Raw genomic sequence first — 16,650 nt, 5'->3', positions numbered from 1 at the left:
ATTTTCATTTAAAGTCAGGTGATAGTCGTCGCTTAAAATAATGGCGAGATTGATAGGGATAAAAGACCTTTAATAAGTTAATGGAATGTTTAATAATATTTTAAATTTATAGTATTTTAATTGTATATCATTGATTTTCAATCATAAATTTATATATCTTCTCAAGATCGTCAAGCTGGTTTACCTGGATTAATAATCGACGTTTTTCTAAGTCAATGACCAGAATGCCGTCCTCGGATAAATTCATATGCTTAATGCGGTTATACAAGATAAATATATTGGCGTAAAAGAAACCTGTTGATTTAAACAACAATTTGGGTCGCCGAATATAGGCAAGATAGATCGCCATAAATGCCAGAAAAAGCAAAAGCGATGTGGTTATTACCGGACCGTTATTCATGATATTACGATAAATAAGGATAACGACTAAGCCAATGAATATAAGCGCATCCAGTCGATTCACGCGTTTTAGCAACACGCGTAGCCGGGTTTCTCCCTTTAAGCGATCCATGATGAGTTCGTCATAGATAGCGTAAATCAGCGCCAATGCAAGCAAGACAATCAGGGCGGTATCCGTAACCGTCATAGATAACTCCATGTAAGGGAAGCGGGGCGTGTTATCACGCTGAGGTTTCCCGCGTTGAAGGATATTTCACCTCGAAGTCTGCCGGCGGCAAGGCCCCCGGCAGATTAACCGACTACAGACCCAGCAGGCCGATCCAATAGCCAAAGATACCGATGGCAAAGAATCCCATGATGAGCCACAGAGCATTCACCTTGCGTCTCAGTAGCCACATACAGCCGAATGTGAGCAGCAGGGGGATCAAACCGGGCATCAATTGGTCCAGAATAGACTGAACCGTGGTGACCGTGGTTTCTCCGTTTTGGTTGGTTATCCTTGAAACGACCAGCGGGACGTTGACGTGCGTCCATTTATTAACCAGCGCCCCCATGACAAACAGGCCGAGAATGGATGCCCCCTCCGTCATCTTCTGTAGGAGACCACCGCCCATATCGCCCACGATATCCACGCCTTTACGGTAACCATAGGCCACGCCATAGTAGCGAACCAGCAGTCGGACCAGGTTGAATAGCACAAAGAAAAGAACGGGTCCCAACAGGCTGCCGCTCATGGCGATCCCTGCGCCCAAAGCGGCGAATACCGGACGTGCGGTACCCCAGAATATTGGGTCGCCGACCCCGGCCAACGGCCCCATCAGACCGACTTTCAGCCCGTTGATCGCGCCATCGTCAATCGGTGCGCCGTTCGCGCGTTGCTCTTCCATCGCCATCGTTACCCCCAGAATCGGAGCGGCGACGAATGGCTGGGTATTGAAAAATTCCAGATGGCGTTTAATCGCCTGTTTACGTTCTTCCGAGTTTTCAGGGTAAAGGCGGCGGATCACCGGCACCATGGAAAAACAGAAACCGAGCGCCTGCATACGTTCAAAGTTCCAGGACCCCTGGAAAAGATTGGAGCGAATAAACACACCGCGGATATCGCCGGCAGTGAGTTTCTTGACATTCGTTGATTCAACCATTTCTCTCACTCCTGTTAGTCCAGTTCATTATCAAGATCGTTGCCGCCCGCCGCCGCAGGTTGACCCTGCGCCTTGTTGTATTTCGGGTTGAGCTGGATATACAGCACGGCCATAACAACGCCGATCACGCCCAGCGCGACCAGGTTGAAATCGGTGAATGCGGCGGTAACGAAACCGAGATAGAAGAAAGGCATCAGATAACCGGCGCGCATCATATTAATGACCATGGCATAACCAACCACCACAATCATGCCCCCGGCGATATTCAGACCATTGGTGACGACATCCGGAATTGAACCCAACATGGCATGCACGGCATCGGTACCGACGGAAATCGCGACGATAACGGCAGGGATGGCGATACGCATGGCCTGAAGGAGCAGCGCCGAGACGTGAAGCCAACTGATAGCGCTCAGGTTGCCGCGTTCCGCCGCGCTGTCGGCCGCGTGTTGGAAGGCGACGGTAATGGTGCGGACAATTATCGTCAGTACCTGGCCTGCCGCCGCCAACGGGATCGCCAGCGCAATCCCCGCCCCGACGCTCTGCCCGCCGGCAATAACCAGAATGGTTGAAATAATGGAAGCCAGCGCCGCATCGGGCGCTACCGCCGCGCCAATGTTCATCCAGCCGAGCGCGATCATTTCCAGTGTACCGCCGATAATGATCCCGGTTTGCAGGTCGCCCAGTACCGCTCCGATGAGCGTACAGGCGACAAGCGGACGATGGAACTGAAATTCATCAAGAATCGATCCCATCCCAGAAACACAAGATATGATGAATATCAGCACAATTTGAAGCGTGGTAATCTCCATTGTACTTCTCCTATGAAAAACGTTTCTGAGTATCCCCTTCATCTTTCAAGTTGCAGATGCGTTGGCCGCTCTCGTTTACCTCCGTCACTTACATGAGTAAGCTCTTGGGGCCTCACTCGATTGCCGCCTGCCTGCGCCTTGAAATCTATTGGGTATAAAATAAATCGTTACATAGCGTTATTTAAGGCGCTAACGGGCCATCTTATTGATTAAGTCCATCATTTTGAGTTTGCTATCGCTTGAAACTTTTCTGACTTCCAATTCAATTCCGCGTTTGTCCAGCTCTTTAAATGCGGCGATATCCTTTTCATCAATAGAAACCGCATTATTTACCTGCGTTTTCCCTTGCCGGAACGCCATGCCGCCGATATTGACCGAGGTTATTTTTACGCCATTTTCCACCAGCGCGAGCACGTCGGTCGGATTGGTAAATAACAGCATGACCCGATCGGACGCGTATTTAGGATTGTTATAAACACGGATTGCTTTCGCCACGTCGACCACATGCGCGGTAACCCCCGGCGGCGCGACCTGCGTCAGCAGCGTTTTGCGCACGTTGTCGGCGGCGACGTCGTCGCTGACGACAATAATGCGGTTTACATTGGTTTCTTTTGTCCAGCGGGTGGCGACCTGTCCATGAATCAGACGATCGTCAATACGTGCCAGTCCGATCTTCATATGTTCGCCGGAACCGGCGGCGGGCGCTGCGGCAGGGGCTTTGGGAGGCGGGGAGAGGGCGGTTTTCTGTCGCTCTTGCGTCTTCAGGGCTTTTACGCCGTCCCGACCGGCTTCAAGGGCGATGGAAACCAGATCGGCAAAGGCCGGATTGTCGTCGCGCGCCATAAACGTTTCCGCCAGCATGGGGATATTGACCCCGGCAATGACTTCATAGTTCTCCTTATCCGTGACCATGCGGCTGGCGGCGTTAAACGGGCTGCCGCCCCAGGTATCGACTAAAAAAAGGACGCCAAGCGAAGTATCTAATTGGGATAGCTTCTCCTGATATTTTTCTATTAACGTTTCAGCATTCTCACCGGGTACGAAATCTATCCAGGCGACGTTATGCTGTTCACCCAGAATCATTTCGGCTGTTTTAAGCAGCGGCCCTGCGGTGGTACCGTGAGTGCATAGCATTATCGCAATACTCACTTGTTACCTCCTCATTATTCACGTTCAAATAGTGTGTAATGTGTCGGAATAGCGGGTTAACGTTCCTCTATTAACGTTAGCCGTTACAATCTGGTGTGGCTGAAAAAATTTTACCTGCTTGTCCAATAGGTGAAAATTCACAATGAATTCATACTGTTTAATGAATTCACGACCTGTCTGTTAACCATAAATTAACGGATTGCCGGATTTATTTTACTCAGCGAAAAAATAAATAGTGTGATGGCACTCGCGTAAAATTTGCGCTGTTATGAAAATGTGGAATAAATAACAAAAATGTTACGCGTTTTTGGATAATTGCAGGGCAAGAAATTCTTTGTGAAAATCGGGATCAAGCTGTTAGAGTAATCTTCTGTTAAATTACTTAGGAGCATCGGGCCTTAGCCCTTCCCATGGACTGTCACCGACAAAACGTTCTCTGTGTACCTGCTAACGCTGGTGGTTTTCTGTACCCGGTTGGTCATTCCGACCACCTTCAGAGTCATTCTGATTCATACCTACTCTTTTCGTTACCATTCAATGCCATGAGCGCATTGAAGTCATTTGCTCGTTCATTTTTCGGAGTCTGACATGGAATTTTTGCTAGATCCTTCAATCTGGGCAGGCCTATTGACGCTGGTAGTACTTGAAATTGTTCTGGGCATCGACAATTTGGTGTTTATCGCCATTCTTGCCGATAAATTGCCGCCCAAGCAGCGAGATAAAGCCCGTATTATCGGTTTATCGCTGGCCCTGTTAATGCGTTTGGGGCTGTTGTCGCTGATTTCCTGGATGGTCACGCTGACGCGTCCGCTGTTTCACGTGGGCGAGTTCAGTTTCTCCGGCCGCGACCTGATTCTGCTGGCGGGGGGGCTGTTTTTGCTGTTTAAAGCCACCATGGAATTGCATGAACGGTTAGAGAATAAATCGCATGATGAGCATGGCAACCGCGCGCACGCCAGTTTTTGGGCCGTCGTCGCCCAGATTGTCGTGCTGGATGCGGTATTCTCGCTGGATGCGGTGATTACCGCCGTGGGGATGGTGAACCATCTTGGCGTGATGATGACCGCGGTGATTATCGCGATGGGCGTGATGCTGTTGGCATCCAAACCATTGACCAATTTTGTCAATGCGCATCCCACCGTGGTGGTGCTGTGCCTCAGCTTCCTGCTGATGATCGGTTTAAGTTTGGTGGCGGAAGGTTTCGGCTTCCATATTCCAAAAGGTTATCTGTATGCGGCGATTGGCTTCTCGATTCTGATCGAGCTGTTTAATCAGATTGCCCGACATAACTTTATGAAGCATCAGTCAAGACGGCCTCTGCGCGAGCGTACCGCCGAGGCGATTTTGCGACTGATGGGCGCCAGAAAGACGAACCGCGATGAGGACGACGAACCGCAAAAAGTCATGTCCGAAACCTTTGCCGAAGAAGAGCGCTATATGATCAGCGGCGTTCTGACGCTGGCGTCGCGCTCTTTGCGCAGCGTGATGACCCCCCGCACTGAAATTTCCTGGGTTGACAGCGAGCGCTCGGTCGAAGAGATCCGCATCCAGTTGCTGGATACGCCTCACAGTTTGTTCCCGGTATGCCGCGGCTCGCTGGATGAGTTAATCGGCGTGGTGCGCGCCAAGGACTTGCTGGTCGCGCTGGAAGAGCATACCGATGTGGAGAGTTTCGCGGCGGCCAATCAACCGATTGTGGTGCCGGAAACGCTGGATGTGATTAACCTGTTGCCGGTGCTGCGGCGCGCCAAAGGCGGACTGGTGATGGTTACCAACGAGTTCGGCGTGGTGCAGGGGCTGGTCACGCCGCTGGATGTGCTGGAAGCCATTGCCGGCGAGTTCCCGGATGAAGATGAAACGCTGGAAATTGTCGCCGATGGCGATGGCTGGCTGGTAAAAGGCGGTACGGATCTGCACTCTTTACAGCAGGTGCTCGACAGCAGCGATCTGGTCAGTCCGAAAGAGGATTACTCGTCGCTGGCGGGGATGTTGCTGTCGCACAGCGACGAGTTTCCCAACGTCGGGGATGTCATCGAGGTTCATCAACTGCGTTTCGAGATTATGGCGGTCTCGGAATACCGGATCGAATTGGTGCGCGTGGAGAAAATCGCCGAGCCGATTGAAGCCGACGACGAGTAATTGCGGTTTTGCCGCCTGTTGGCGAGGCGGTTGCGCGGCAGAACAATACGGCTTGCTCCGGATGGAGCAAGCCGTATAACGTTGGCGGCGATTTTTCGTCAAGATGCGTCTTGCGATTGCGACCAGTGCGCCATTTCCTGCGCAATAAACCAGGTCACCAGATCGCGGAACAGCTTTTCTATCACCGCCGGGCTCAGCCCGGCATGTTCCGCCCAGATCCGACGCTGCGCGAGCATACTCTCAAAGCGGGCTTTAGCCTGCACCTGATCGGGATTCTTCTTGAATTTCGCGGCGGACTTAACATACTCAAAACGCTGTGCAAGCAGGGCGATCACTTCCTGGTCCAGCGCATCGATTTCCGCTCTTATTTCATTCATGTCCGCGCAGTTTTCCGGCGCATTCTTTTGTTTGTATCCCATTACCACTCCTTTTTATTGTGGGCGGACTGCTTGCCGCTATCTGCGATAGATCGCCAATCCCCCGGCCAGAAATGTCATTATGGCGGCGCAGGTGCGATTAAGTCTTCTCAATCCAACAGCGGTAAAGGCACGGGCGGCTTGCATACCGCCAAAGGCGTATCCCGCCATGATGGCGATATCAATGGCTACCGTAATGCAGGCAAAAGCCACGTACTGAAGTAATTGAGGTTCATTCACCATAATAAACTGCGGCAGAAAAGCAGAAAAAAACAGCAAACCTTTGGGGTTTGATAGGGCGACCAGCAGGCTGCGCATAAAAGCGCGATTGGCCGAATGCGCAGCGCGATCGGCAGACGAAGTGATCAGCAAAGCAGAGGGTTTTGCCTGCCAAAGTTGTAACGAGAGCCAGAATAAATAACCGACGCCAATCCATTTAACCAGCAAAAAGAGGGTTTCGGAGGCGATCATCAATGATCCCAAGCCAATGGCTACCAGGCCAATCAGAATAAAATCGGATAAGGCCGCGCCCAGAATCCCGCAAGAAATCACGTTGATATTTTTTGTCGCCCCGTTGGTTAACGCTAACAGCGTGGTCGGGCCGGGGATGACGGTGACGGCCAGCGATGCCATGCCGTAGACGATTAGGATATTTGACATTACCACTCCTCTGTTGATCCAGTTAACTAGTACAAGTGTGCGCCCTTCATCTGATGTTAACAAGCGGCAAGAGATCGCCAATTGTATGTATTTATTGCAATCTCTGTTCTGTTACGCCTTGACAAAAGGGGGGTGAAGTATGGGGGATCGAGGATGAAGCGGAACGATTCGCTGCGAGATATCGGATCGGCGGGCGTCGCCCGCCCGCCGATTATGGCGAAGAGGGCGCTAGTCGCACTGCACCTTAATCGCCAGTCCGCCGCGCGAGGTTTCGCGATATTTGGCGTTCATGTCTTTGCCGGTTTCGTACATGGTTTCAATCACCTTGTCCAGGGAGACGCGTGGCTCGCTGGTGCGGCGCATCGCCATGCGCGCGGCGTTAATGGCTTTCACCGCGGCGATGGCGTTGCGCTCGATGCAGGGTACCTGCACCTGACCGGCAACCGGATCGCAGGTTAAGCCGAGATTGTGCTCCATACCGATTTCGGCCGCCACGCAGACCTGCTCCGGGCTGGCGCCCATCAGTTCCGCCAGTCCGGCCGCCGCCATTGAACAGGCGACGCCGACTTCACCCTGACAGCCCACTTCGGCGCCGGAGATAGAGGCGTTCATTTTGTAGAGGATGCCGACGGCGCCGGCGGCAAGAAAATAACGGATATAGATGTTCGGCTCAATCGGCTCGATAAAATGGTCGTAATAGGCGAGCACGGCAGGCACGATGCCGCAGGCGCCGTTCGTCGGCGCGGTGACGACGCGTCCGCCGGCCGCATTTTCCTCATTCACGGCCAGGGCGAACATGTTGACCCAGTCAATGACATTCATCGGGTCATTCGACAGTTTATCGGACGCCACCAGCATGCGGCGAAGCGCGGAGGCGCGACGGGGAACGCGCAGCGGGCCGGGTAGCACGCCTTCGGTGTTGACGCCGCGGTCGATACAGGCGCGCATGGTGTGCCAGATATGCGAGAAATAATCGTCGATATCCTGACGGCTGTGTACCGCCAGTTCGTTGCGCATCACCATGCCGGACAGAGAGAGACCGCTTTGTTTGCAGTGCGCCAGCATCTCTTTCGCTGAATTAAAGTCATACGGCACAGAGACGTCGGATAATACGCTTTTACCGAAGTTTTCTTCGTCAACGATAAAGCCGCCGCCGATGGAGTAATAGGTCTTACGGAAAACGGCCTCGTCGCCGGTAAACGCGGTGATCGTCATGCCGTTTTCGTGCAACGACAGATTTTCGCTGCGAAACACCATGCCGCCTTCACGAGGGAAATCGACTTCATGCCGACCATCGGCCAACAGCAGGCGCTCACGTTGTTCCACATCACGGATGAAGCCTGGAATGGCATCAATGTCGACGCTGTCCGGCAGATAGCCCGCCAGCCCCATAACGATGGCAATATCGGTATGGTGACCTTTTCCGGTCAACGACAGAGAACCGTAAACATCCACGGCAATACGCGTGATGCGGGTTAAAAGATCCTTGTTTATCAACTCATCGACAAATTGCTTACCGGCTTTCATCGGTCCTACGGTATGAGAGCTGGAGGGGCCAATACCGACTTTAAACATGTCGAAAACGCTTATCACGCTAAAAACTCCTTAAAAGCGCGCCATACCTAACGGCTAGAATAAAACGCTCAGAATGCGCTATTGTAGTGTGGAATTATGTCGTGAAGTTTTCTTTTTCGCATGAAATAAACTTATGCCAGTGAGCAATGGAATTTATCCGAGAATGGCATGACGAGGCGTTTAGGGCTGACTGGCGACGTGCTGCGCGAGCTGACGGATGATCGACGCGGTCAACCCCCAGACAAACTGCTGCTGGTACCAGGAGAGGTAAACCCGATGCGGTTTTCGCTGTCGCTCGATATCGAGGGAATGATAGCGATCGAGCGCCAATGCGACGTCCAGCGGCATCTCAAATAACTCCGCGACTTCGCTTTCATTCGGATAAAAACAGGTATGGGCGGAAACCAGGCCGATCACCGGGGTGACCTGAAAGCCGCTGATGCTGTCGATAGGCGGCAATACGCCCAACACCTGGACGTTCTCAGGCGGAATAGCCACTTCCTCCTGCGCTTCGCGCAAGGCCGTTTCGATTAACGAACGGTCGCCGCAGTCCGCGGCGCCGCCGGGAAAGGCGACCTGCCCGGCATGTTTTCTGAGTTCGGACGAACGGCGGGTCAACAGCAAGGTCGGGGCGGTGCGACGGACAATCGGCACCAGCACGGCGGCCTGACGCGACTGGCGAGCCGGCGGAGACGCGCGCAGCGTTTGTAATTGAAAACGCGTGATAAACTCCGCCAGATTAAACGGCGCGGCGGAGCAAGGTGTCGGCAAATCTGTTTCAATCACTAAAGGCGTCACGAATATTAACTCGAATTATTGAGGCTGCGGCTGGTTATCCGACCGACTTAATACGGGCAGGATACGATCTATTTTATCAAAGGTTTCCTGATATTCCGCCTGTTCCTGACTATCGGCGACAATGCCGCCGCCGGCCCAGCAGTATATTTTCCCCTGTTCGGTTAACAGCGTGCGGATGGTGATGTTGGTATCCATCGTGCCGCAGATGCTCAGATAGCCGATACTGCCGCAATAGGCATTGCGCCGCTGCGGCTCCAGCTCTTCAATGATCTGCATCGCGCGTATTTTCGGCGCGCCGGTGATAGAACCGCCGGGGAAACAGGCGCGCAGCAGCGTGGTGGCATGACAGCGCAGCGGCAGTTCGGCCACGATGGTGCTGACCAGATGATGCACGGCGGGAAAAGGCTCGACGACGAATAGCTCCGGTACGCGAACGCTGCCGGGCGCCGCAACCCGGCCGATATCATTACGCAGTAGATCGACAATCATCAGATTTTCGGAACGATCTTTCTCCGAGTCGGCCAGCCGTTCGGCCTGCCGGGCATCCGCGTCTTTATCCGCCAGCCGCGGCAATGTGCCTTTAATGGGGCGGGTCTGGATCCGTTGATTTTCCAGCCACAGAAAACGTTCGGGAGACAGGCTGATCACCGTGTTTTCCGGCAGGCGCAGAAACGCGGAAAAGGGCGCTTTATTGTCGGACGACAGACGTAAAAAAGCCTGCCATTCATCGCCTTGATAGTCGGCGACAAAGCGCTGCGCCAGATTGACCTGATAGCAATCGCCGGCGCGCAGGTAATCCTGTATTTTTGCAAACTTGTCGCCGTACTCGTGGCGCGACATATTGGCGCGCCACGAGCCGTTAAGCCGGAAATCCGTGTTCTGCCGGCAAGCGGGGGGATTGTCCAGCCAGTCCAGACGCGCCTGAAGATTATCCTGTACGATCAAGGTTAACGTCTGGCGCCGATGATCGGCGATTAACGCCCAGTCATACAGGCCAACCGCCATGTCGGGCAGATTGATATCCCGTTCCGCCCGCGCGGGCAGCGTTTCAATGCGCCGCCCCAAATCATAGCCGAACAGCCCGAGCGCGCCGCCCTGAAAGGGGTAATCCGGCTGTGCGTCCGCCGCGATCCCCAGACTGTCGAGTTGTTGCTGCAACAGCCAAAAGGGATCGGCGTCGGATAGCTGTCGGCTGTCGCCCTGAATGATTTCCGTCTGTCCGCCGCGGGTGCATAGCGTGGCTTTTGGGTCGGCCACCATGATGTCAAAACGATTATGGGGATGATCGGCAAAGCCGGAATGCAATAACATCGCCCACGGCTGGTGAGAGAAGGCGGCAAAAAGCGTCAACAGCGTCTGCGGCTGATAGGGAAGCGGGTGATAAACGGGAGATGGGCGCATCGTCTTTTTGTATAATCTCATGCTTTACAGGCGGCTATTTTTCGTACCGGCCTGGGATTGGTCTCTTCAGGCGCAGAGCGTATCACAAACCGGAAGTTCTGGTGTATGCCTAAGGTAGCGTGCGATGATACGCGCCGTTTCAACCAGCAGGAGTTTATCATGATTGCAGGTATGCCCGCGTTGACGCACGAGCAGCAGCAAGCAGCCGTAGAGCGTATTCAGGATCTGATGGCGCAGGGAATGAGCAGCGGTCAGGCGATTGCCGTGGTGGCGGCTGAAATTCGTGCGGAACATCAGGGTGATAGGGTTTCCGCGATGTTTGATGATGAAGAAACCAATGAAATGGATGACGACGAGGATCGTACCTTTGATGATGGTGAAGAAGAGGAAGAACGCTAATTCTCCTCTTCTTTTGTCGTGTTTACAGCGCGGCAATCACTTTCAGTTCAATCTTGTATTTCGGATCCATCAATTTGGCCTGTACGGTACAGCGTACGGGCGCGCTGCCCGGCGCCACCCAGGCGTCCCATTCGGCATTCATCGCCGCCAGATCCTCGGCATCAGCCAGAAAAATGGTGACGTCCAACAGGCGGCTTTTATCGGTGCCGGCCTGCTGTAACACATCGTCCAGTGCCGCCAGCGCGTTTTTTGTCTGCGCCCGGGCGTCTTCATCCAGATTATCCGCGACGCAGGTATGGTACAGCGTATTGTTATGAATAACGGCGTTGGACCAGCGGGCTTCGGGTTCGATTCTTATGATTGACATGAGTGTCGGCCTTTCCAGTTTGGGATAATGGTAGCGCCAAGCGTAACATAATCTTTTCTTCGTCTTTAATTTCCGCGGCCAAAGTCAGCCTGATTTAGGGTGGTAGCGGTAGTGGAGTCTTGGCATAATCAGCGCGGCGTCGGCCGTTGGAACCCACCTACAAAGAGAGACAGTGTGACGAGTGATCGCGTTATAGATGATTTTGCAACCGATGGCGCGCTGGCAAAGGCCATCAGCGGATTTAAGCCGCGCGAGCCGCAGCGGCAAATGGCGCAGGCCGTTGTGCAGGCCATCGGCAAGCAGCAGGCGCTGGTGGTGGAAGCGGGAACCGGGACAGGTAAAACCTATGCCTATCTGGCGCCGGCCCTGCGGGCGGATAAAAAAGTCATCATTTCGACGGGGTCGAAAGCGTTACAGGATCAGCTTTACAACCGGGATCTGCCGATGGTGGCGCAAGCGCTTAAATACAAAGGCAAGCTGGCGCTGCTGAAAGGGCGATCCAACTATCTCTGTCTGGAGCGGCTCGATCAGCAATCGCTGGCGGGCGGCGATCTGCCGGCCGAGATGTTAAGCGACATCGTCCGGCTGCGGGGATGGTCTTCGGAAACGACGGAGGGCGATGTCACCACCTGCGCCGGGGTTGCGGAAGACAGCCCTGTCTGGCCGCTGGTGACCAGCACCAATGATAACTGCCTCGGCAGCGATTGCCCGCGCTATAAAGAGTGTTTTGTGGTCAAAGCCCGGCGCAAGGCGATGGATGCCGATATCGTGGTGGTCAACCATCATTTATACCTTGCCGATATGGTGGTGAAGGAAAGCGGGTTCGCCGAACTGATCCCGGACAGCGACGTGGTGATTTTTGATGAGGCCCATCAAATTCCCGATATCGCCAGTCAGTATTTCGGTCAGCAACTGTCCAGCCGTCAACTGATGGATTTAGCGAAAGATATCGTTATTGCCTATCGCACAGAGGTGCGCGATGCCGCGCAATTACAAAAAAGCGCGGACCGTCTGTCGCAAAGCACGCAGGATTTTCGTCTGGCGCTGGGCGAACCGGGATACCGCGGCAATCTGCGCGAGATCCTTGCGCAACCGACTCTCCAGCGCGCGCTGGTGCTGCTGGATGATGCGCTGGAGCTGTGCTACGACGTGGCGAAGCTCTCTTTAGGGCGTTCCGCGTTGCTGGATGCCGCCTTTGAACGGGCGACGCTGTATCGCGGTCGCCTAAAGCGGCTGATGGACGTGCAGCAATCCGGCTACAGCTACTGGTACGAATGCAGTTCCCGACACTTTGTGCTGGCGCTGACGCCGCTTTCGGTGGCCGATCGTTTTCGTGAACTGATGAAAGAGAAACCCTCGGCCTGGGTGTTCACTTCCGCCACTTTGTCCGTCAACGATCGCTTAACGCATTTTACCGACAGACTGGGCCTGGACGAGAACAATACCCAAACCTTGCTGCTGCCGAGTCCGTTTGATTACGCCAGTCAGGCCTTGCTCTGCGTGCCGCGCTACCTGCCGGAAACCAACCGTCCGGGAGCGGCGCGAAAACTCGCCGCCATGCTGCGCCCGTTGATTGAAGCAAACCAGGGCCGCTGTTTTATGCTGTGTACTTCACACCAGATGATGCGCGATCTGGCCGCCGAGTTCCGCGCCACGCTGACGCTGCCGGTATTATTGCAGGGCGAGACCGGTAAAGCGCAATTGCTCTCGCAGTTCGTGTCCGCCGGCAACGCGCTGTTAGTGGCGACCAGCAGCTTCTGGGAAGGGGTGGACGTGCGCGGCGATACCCTGTCCTGCGTGATCATCGACAAACTGCCATTTACCTCGCCGGAGGATCCGTTGCTGAAAGCGCGCATTGAAGATTGTCGTCTGCGCGGCGGCGAGCCATTCGACGACGTCCAACTGCCGGATGCGGTGATCACCCTGAAGCAGGGCGTGGGTCGCCTGATTCGCGATATCGACGATCGCGGGGTGCTGGTTATTTGTGATAATCGGCTGGTTATGCGTCCCTACGGCGAGGTTTTTCTCAACAGTTTGCCGCCGGCGCCGCGTACGCGCGATCTGGGTCGGGCGATTGCCTTTCTTACCCGCGAAACCGCGCGCTAATTGACAGGGCGCGCGCCCGAACCGCTGTTTAATTCACGCCGCATCAATCAGATAAAACGCGAGGATCCCGATCGGCTTAACTCAAGTCAGCGCGGGATATATGTTATGATGCGCGCCGTTAAGGTTTATTTATCCCGCCTGAGGTTGGCATGTCTACGCGAATTCTAGCGCTTGATACCGCGACGGAAGCCTGTTCCGTCGCACTCTGGAATGATGGTGAAATTCATTCTTTATTTGAAGTTTGTCCCCGTGAGCATACTCAGCGTGTGTTGCCGATGGTGCGGCAGGCGCTGGCCGAAAGCGGTCTGACGCTTAATGCGTTAGACGCGCTGGCATTCGGCCAGGGGCCGGGGAGCTTTACCGGCGTGCGCATCGGCATTGGTATCGCGCAGGGGCTGGCGCTGGGCGCCGATTTACCGATGATCGGCGTTTCCACGCTGGCAACCATGGCGCAGGGCGCTTTCCGTCGTACCGGCGCGACGCAGGTGCTGGCGGCTATCGATGCCCGCATGGGCGAGGTTTACTGGGCGCAATATCAGCGAGAAGCCGACGGGCGCTGGCAGGGCGATGCCTCAGAGGCGGTGCTGACGCCGCAACAGGTGCAGTCGCTGACGGAACAATTAAGCGGTCGATGGACGACGGTCGGCACGGGCTGGAAAACCTATGCCGACCTGGCGAAGCATCCGGCGCTTTCATTACAAGATGGCGAGACGCCGCTACCGCAGGCGGAGGACATGTTGCCGCTGGCGTGTCGGCAATGGCAAGCGGGACGGGCCATCAGCGTCGAACTGGCGCAGCCTCGCTATCTGCGTAATGAAGTCGCCTGGAAAAAACTTCCCGGTCGCGAATAACAGCAACTTATTCCGTGCGTTATAGTCTAATGAGCAGACATTGGAAAAGGTGGATGCGATGAAAATGATTACTCAGCGTATGACGCAGAGCGCTCAGCCAAGACGAGCGTTTCGCACGGTATTGGGCGGCGTTTTGGCTGCCGCCGTCCTGTCGCTTTCCGGTTGCGTAACGGTACCGGACGCCATCAAAGGCACCTCGCCGACCCCGCAGGACGATCTGGTTCGGGTCATGAATGCGCCGCAGCTTTACGTCGGGCAGGCGTCCCGCTTTGGCGGCCGGGTGGTCAGTATTCGCAATGAAGCCGACCGGACGCGTCTGGAAATCGCCAGCCTGCCGCTGGACAGCGCCGCCAAACCACGACTGAATTATCCCTCTGAAGGCCGGTTTATCGCTTACGTACATCGTTTTCTGGAGCCGGTTGATTTTCAAGACCGTTTGATTACCGTGGTCGGCCCGATTACCGGAACGGAACAGGGGACTATCGGCGATCGGCCTTACCGCTACGTCGTCGTCGAGGTTCAGGGATATCAACGCTGGAACGTCGCGCAGCGAGTGGTAAACCCTTATGGTCCCGGTCCCTGGGGTTGGCATGGCCGCTATGGTTATGGCTGGGGGCCGGGGTGGGGATTCGGCGGCTGGTACGGCCCGGCGGAGATTGAAACTTTCGTGACCGAATAACAAAAGATCCCGGGAGTAATGACTTGGAGAAAATCTGGCTATCCCGCTATCCGGCGGATGTCCCTGCGGATATCGATCCCGATCGCTATTCCTCGCTGGTTGAGATGTTCGAGCTCGCGGTAACGCGCTATGCAGACCGGCCCGCCTTCATCAACATGGGGAAGGCGATGACCTTCGGCGAGCTGGACGCGCGTAGTCGGGCATTTGCCGCCTACCTGCAAAATCAGCTTAAATTGCAAAAAGGCGATCGGGTAGCGCTGATGATGCCGAATCTGCTGCAATATCCGGTCGCCTTATTTGGGATTTTACGGGCGGGACTGGTGGCGGTTAACGTCAATCCGCTATATACCCCGCGCGAGTTGGAGCATCAATTGCAGGACAGCGGCGCCTGCGCCATCGTCATTGTCGCCAATTTTGCCCATACGCTGGAAAAAGTGGTGCATAACACCCCGGTCAAGCACGTTATTCTGACCCATGTGGGCGATCAGCTTGCGCGGGTCAAAGGAACGCTGGTCAATTTTGTCGTCAAATACATCCAGCGACGGGTACCCAAATTCGCGTTGCCCGATGCGATTTCTTTTCGTCAGGTGCTGCAACGCGGGCGCCGGATGCGGTACGTCAGGCCGGAGATCGACAATACCGATCTGGCTTTTCTGCAATATACCGGCGGTACGACGGGCATCGCCAAAGGCGCGATGCTGACGCATCGCAACCTACAGGCGAATCTGGCGCAGTGTAAGGCCGCTTACGGACCGGTCTTGCAGGAGCGGCATGAGCTGGTGGTTACGGCGCTGCCGTTGTATCACATTTTCGCATTAACGGTGAATTGCCTGCTGTTCATCGAATTTGGCGGCAGCAATCTGCTGATTACCAATCCCCGAGATATTCCCTCGTTGGTCAAAGCGTTAGATAAACATCGTTTTACCGTTATCGTCGGCGTCAATACGTTATTCAACGCGCTATTGAATAACGAGGAATTCCATAAACTCGACTTTTCGACGCTCAGTCTCTCGGTTGGCGGCGGCGCATCCATTCAGCAGGCGGTGGCGGAGCGATGGGAGAAACTGACCGGTAAACATCTGCTGGAAGGTTATGGCCTGACGGAAAGCTCGCCGCTGGTTGCCGGCAATCCTTACGATCTGAAATATTACAGCGGCAGCATCGGTTTACCGGTTCCTTCCACGGAGATCAGAATCGTTGATGATGAAGGGCATGACGTGCCGGCGGGCGAAGCCGGCGAGCTGTGGATCCGCGGTCCGCAGGTGATGAAGGGATATTGGCGGCAGGCTGCCGCGACCGATGAGGTTTTGCAGGACGGCTGGCTAACCACTGGTGACATTGTCACGTTAGACGGCGAGGGTTTTCTGCGCATCGTCGATCGTAAGAAAGACATGATCCTGGTATCGGGATTTAATGTTTATCCGACTGAAATTGAAGATGTTATTACCCGTCACCCGAAAGTTTCGGAATCGGCGGTTATCAGCGTGCCGAATGCGTCATCCGGTGAGGCGGTGAAGGCTTTTGTGGTGCGGCGCGACAGTTCATTGACTAAAGATGAATTGATCGCTCACTGCCGCCAAAATCTGACCGGCTATAAAGTGCCGAAAGAAATTGAGTTCTGCACAGACTTGCCAAAGTCGAATGTGGGCAAGATCCTGCGGCGGGAATTACGCGGCGCTGAAAATCCGTCCAGGGCCGCCGTGAATGCTTAGGCGCCATATTATTTATCAATAAATCCTCTGCCAGAAGCCGCCAAG

General features: G+C 54.6%; 16 protein-coding genes. 6 read left to right on the top strand and 10 right to left on the bottom strand.

Annotated elements, in window-relative coordinates; genetic code table 11:
* Window positions 1-127 precede the first annotated feature (127 nt).
* From ABRZ26_RS02035 to manX, 4 genes are all read right to left on the bottom strand, one after another.
* On the bottom strand, window positions 128-586 hold the full coding sequence (locus ABRZ26_RS02035; protein ID WP_319602580.1) for a DUF986 family protein: 459 nt from the start codon (window positions 584-586) through the stop codon (window positions 128-130).
* A gap of 112 nt (window positions 587-698) precedes the next feature.
* Complete coding sequence (locus tag ABRZ26_RS02030) at window positions 699-1,541, bottom strand: PTS mannose transporter subunit IID (protein WP_319602579.1); 843 nt, start codon at window positions 1,539-1,541, stop codon at window positions 699-701.
* 14 nt (window positions 1,542-1,555) lie between these two features.
* Complete coding sequence (locus ABRZ26_RS02025; RefSeq protein WP_319602578.1) at window positions 1,556-2,353, bottom strand: PTS mannose/fructose/sorbose transporter subunit IIC; 798 nt, start codon at window positions 2,351-2,353, stop codon at window positions 1,556-1,558.
* Window positions 2,354-2,542: 189 nt separating this feature from the next.
* A complete protein-coding gene (gene manX, locus ABRZ26_RS02020) occupies window positions 2,543-3,502 on the bottom strand; it encodes a PTS mannose transporter subunit IIAB (protein ID WP_319602577.1) in 960 nt (319 codons plus the stop codon).
* Window positions 3,503-4,090: 588 nt separating this feature from the next.
* Here manX and ABRZ26_RS02015 point away from each other — a divergent pair.
* Window positions 4,091-5,641, top strand: a complete 1,551-nt coding sequence (locus ABRZ26_RS02015) for a TerC family protein (RefSeq protein ID WP_319602576.1) — start codon at window positions 4,091-4,093, stop codon at window positions 5,639-5,641.
* Window positions 5,642-5,739: 98 nt separating this feature from the next.
* Here the strand turns inward: ABRZ26_RS02015 and ABRZ26_RS02010 are convergent, their stop codons facing one another.
* From ABRZ26_RS02010 to pabB, 5 genes are all read right to left on the bottom strand, one after another.
* A complete protein-coding gene (locus ABRZ26_RS02010) occupies window positions 5,740-6,060 on the bottom strand; it encodes an isochorismate lyase (RefSeq protein WP_319602575.1) in 321 nt (106 codons plus the stop codon).
* A 36-nt stretch (window positions 6,061-6,096) separates the two neighbouring features.
* Complete coding sequence (locus ABRZ26_RS02005) at window positions 6,097-6,717, bottom strand: LysE family translocator (protein ID WP_319602574.1); 621 nt, start codon at window positions 6,715-6,717, stop codon at window positions 6,097-6,099.
* A gap of 228 nt (window positions 6,718-6,945) precedes the next feature.
* Window positions 6,946-8,310, bottom strand: a complete 1,365-nt coding sequence (locus ABRZ26_RS02000) for an L-serine ammonia-lyase (RefSeq protein ID WP_319602573.1) — start codon at window positions 8,308-8,310, stop codon at window positions 6,946-6,948.
* 162 nt (window positions 8,311-8,472) lie between these two features.
* Window positions 8,473-9,078 carry a CoA pyrophosphatase gene (locus tag ABRZ26_RS01995; RefSeq protein ID WP_319602572.1) on the bottom strand — a complete coding sequence of 202 codons (606 nt, stop codon included), beginning with the start codon at window positions 9,076-9,078 and terminating at the stop codon, window positions 8,473-8,475.
* A gap of 27 nt (window positions 9,079-9,105) precedes the next feature.
* A complete protein-coding gene (gene pabB / locus ABRZ26_RS01990; RefSeq protein ID WP_319602571.1) occupies window positions 9,106-10,491 on the bottom strand; it encodes an aminodeoxychorismate synthase component 1 in 1,386 nt (461 codons plus the stop codon).
* A 159-nt stretch (window positions 10,492-10,650) separates the two neighbouring features.
* Here pabB and ABRZ26_RS01985 point away from each other — a divergent pair, with 159 nt between their 5' ends.
* Complete coding sequence (locus ABRZ26_RS01985) at window positions 10,651-10,890, top strand: YoaH family protein (RefSeq protein WP_319602926.1); 240 nt, start codon at window positions 10,651-10,653, stop codon at window positions 10,888-10,890.
* 22 nt (window positions 10,891-10,912) lie between these two features.
* Here the strand turns inward: ABRZ26_RS01985 and ABRZ26_RS01980 are convergent, their stop codons facing one another.
* The gene (locus ABRZ26_RS01980) at window positions 10,913-11,257 is read right to left on the bottom strand and encodes a RidA family protein (protein ID WP_319602570.1); all 345 of its coding nucleotides are present in this window, start codon (window positions 11,255-11,257) and stop codon (window positions 10,913-10,915) included.
* Window positions 11,258-11,431: 174 nt separating this feature from the next.
* Between ABRZ26_RS01980 and yoaA the strand changes: the two genes are divergently transcribed.
* The 4 genes from yoaA to fadD all read left to right on the top strand — a co-directional run bounded on the left by yoaA (window position 11,432) and on the right by fadD (window position 16,605).
* Entirely contained in the window at window positions 11,432-13,363 is a 1,932-nt protein-coding gene (gene yoaA, locus ABRZ26_RS01975) for a DNA repair helicase YoaA (protein WP_319602569.1), read from the top strand.
* 149 nt (window positions 13,364-13,512) lie between these two features.
* Window positions 13,513-14,214 carry a tRNA (adenosine(37)-N6)-threonylcarbamoyltransferase complex dimerization subunit type 1 TsaB gene (tsaB, locus tag ABRZ26_RS01970; RefSeq protein WP_319602568.1) on the top strand — a complete coding sequence of 234 codons (702 nt, stop codon included), beginning with the start codon at window positions 13,513-13,515 and terminating at the stop codon, window positions 14,212-14,214.
* A 79-nt stretch (window positions 14,215-14,293) separates the two neighbouring features.
* Window positions 14,294-14,893 (top strand): Slp family lipoprotein, encoded by a 600-nt coding sequence (locus ABRZ26_RS01965; protein WP_319602925.1) that lies wholly within the window; start codon window positions 14,294-14,296, stop codon window positions 14,891-14,893.
* Between the two features lie 23 nt (window positions 14,894-14,916).
* On the top strand, window positions 14,917-16,605 hold the full coding sequence (gene fadD, locus ABRZ26_RS01960; protein ID WP_319602567.1) for a long-chain-fatty-acid--CoA ligase FadD: 1,689 nt from the start codon (window positions 14,917-14,919) through the stop codon (window positions 16,603-16,605).
* Window positions 16,606-16,650 lie beyond the last annotated feature (45 nt).

The sequence above is a fragment of the Brenneria sp. L4-2C genome, assembly GCF_040240335.1.
Taxonomy (GTDB): Bacteria; Pseudomonadota; Gammaproteobacteria; order Enterobacterales; family Enterobacteriaceae; genus Brenneria.
The sequence above is the reverse complement of the archived record's forward strand: the minus strand, read 5'-3'. Positions and strand labels throughout refer to the sequence as shown.

Bases quoted from the DNA above. Each gene is read 5' to 3' on its own strand.
- ABRZ26_RS02035 (WP_319602580.1), bottom strand. From the start codon at position 586: ATGACGGTTACGGATACCGCCCTGATTGTCTTGCTTGCATTGGCGCTG.
- ABRZ26_RS02030 (WP_319602579.1), bottom strand. From the start codon at position 1,541: ATGGTTGAATCAACGAATGTCAAGAAACTCACTGCCGGCGATATCCGC.
- ABRZ26_RS02025 (WP_319602578.1), bottom strand. From the start codon at position 2,353: ATGGAGATTACCACGCTTCAAATTGTGCTGATATTCATCATATCTTGT.
- ABRZ26_RS02015 (WP_319602576.1), top strand. From the start codon at position 4,091: ATGGAATTTTTGCTAGATCCTTCAATCTGGGCAGGCCTATTGACGCTG.
- ABRZ26_RS02010 (WP_319602575.1), bottom strand. From the start codon at position 6,060: ATGGGATACAAACAAAAGAATGCGCCGGAAAACTGCGCGGACATGAAT.
- ABRZ26_RS02005 (WP_319602574.1), bottom strand. From the start codon at position 6,717: ATGTCAAATATCCTAATCGTCTACGGCATGGCATCGCTGGCCGTCACC.
- pabB (WP_319602571.1), bottom strand. From the start codon at position 10,491: ATGCGCCCATCTCCCGTTTATCACCCGCTTCCCTATCAGCCGCAGACG.
- ABRZ26_RS01985 (WP_319602926.1), top strand. From the start codon at position 10,651: ATGATTGCAGGTATGCCCGCGTTGACGCACGAGCAGCAGCAAGCAGCC.
- ABRZ26_RS01980 (WP_319602570.1), bottom strand. From the start codon at position 11,257: ATGTCAATCATAAGAATCGAACCCGAAGCCCGCTGGTCCAACGCCGTT.
- tsaB (WP_319602568.1), top strand. From the start codon at position 13,513: ATGTCTACGCGAATTCTAGCGCTTGATACCGCGACGGAAGCCTGTTCC.
- ABRZ26_RS01965 (WP_319602925.1), top strand. From the start codon at position 14,294: ATGACGCAGAGCGCTCAGCCAAGACGAGCGTTTCGCACGGTATTGGGC.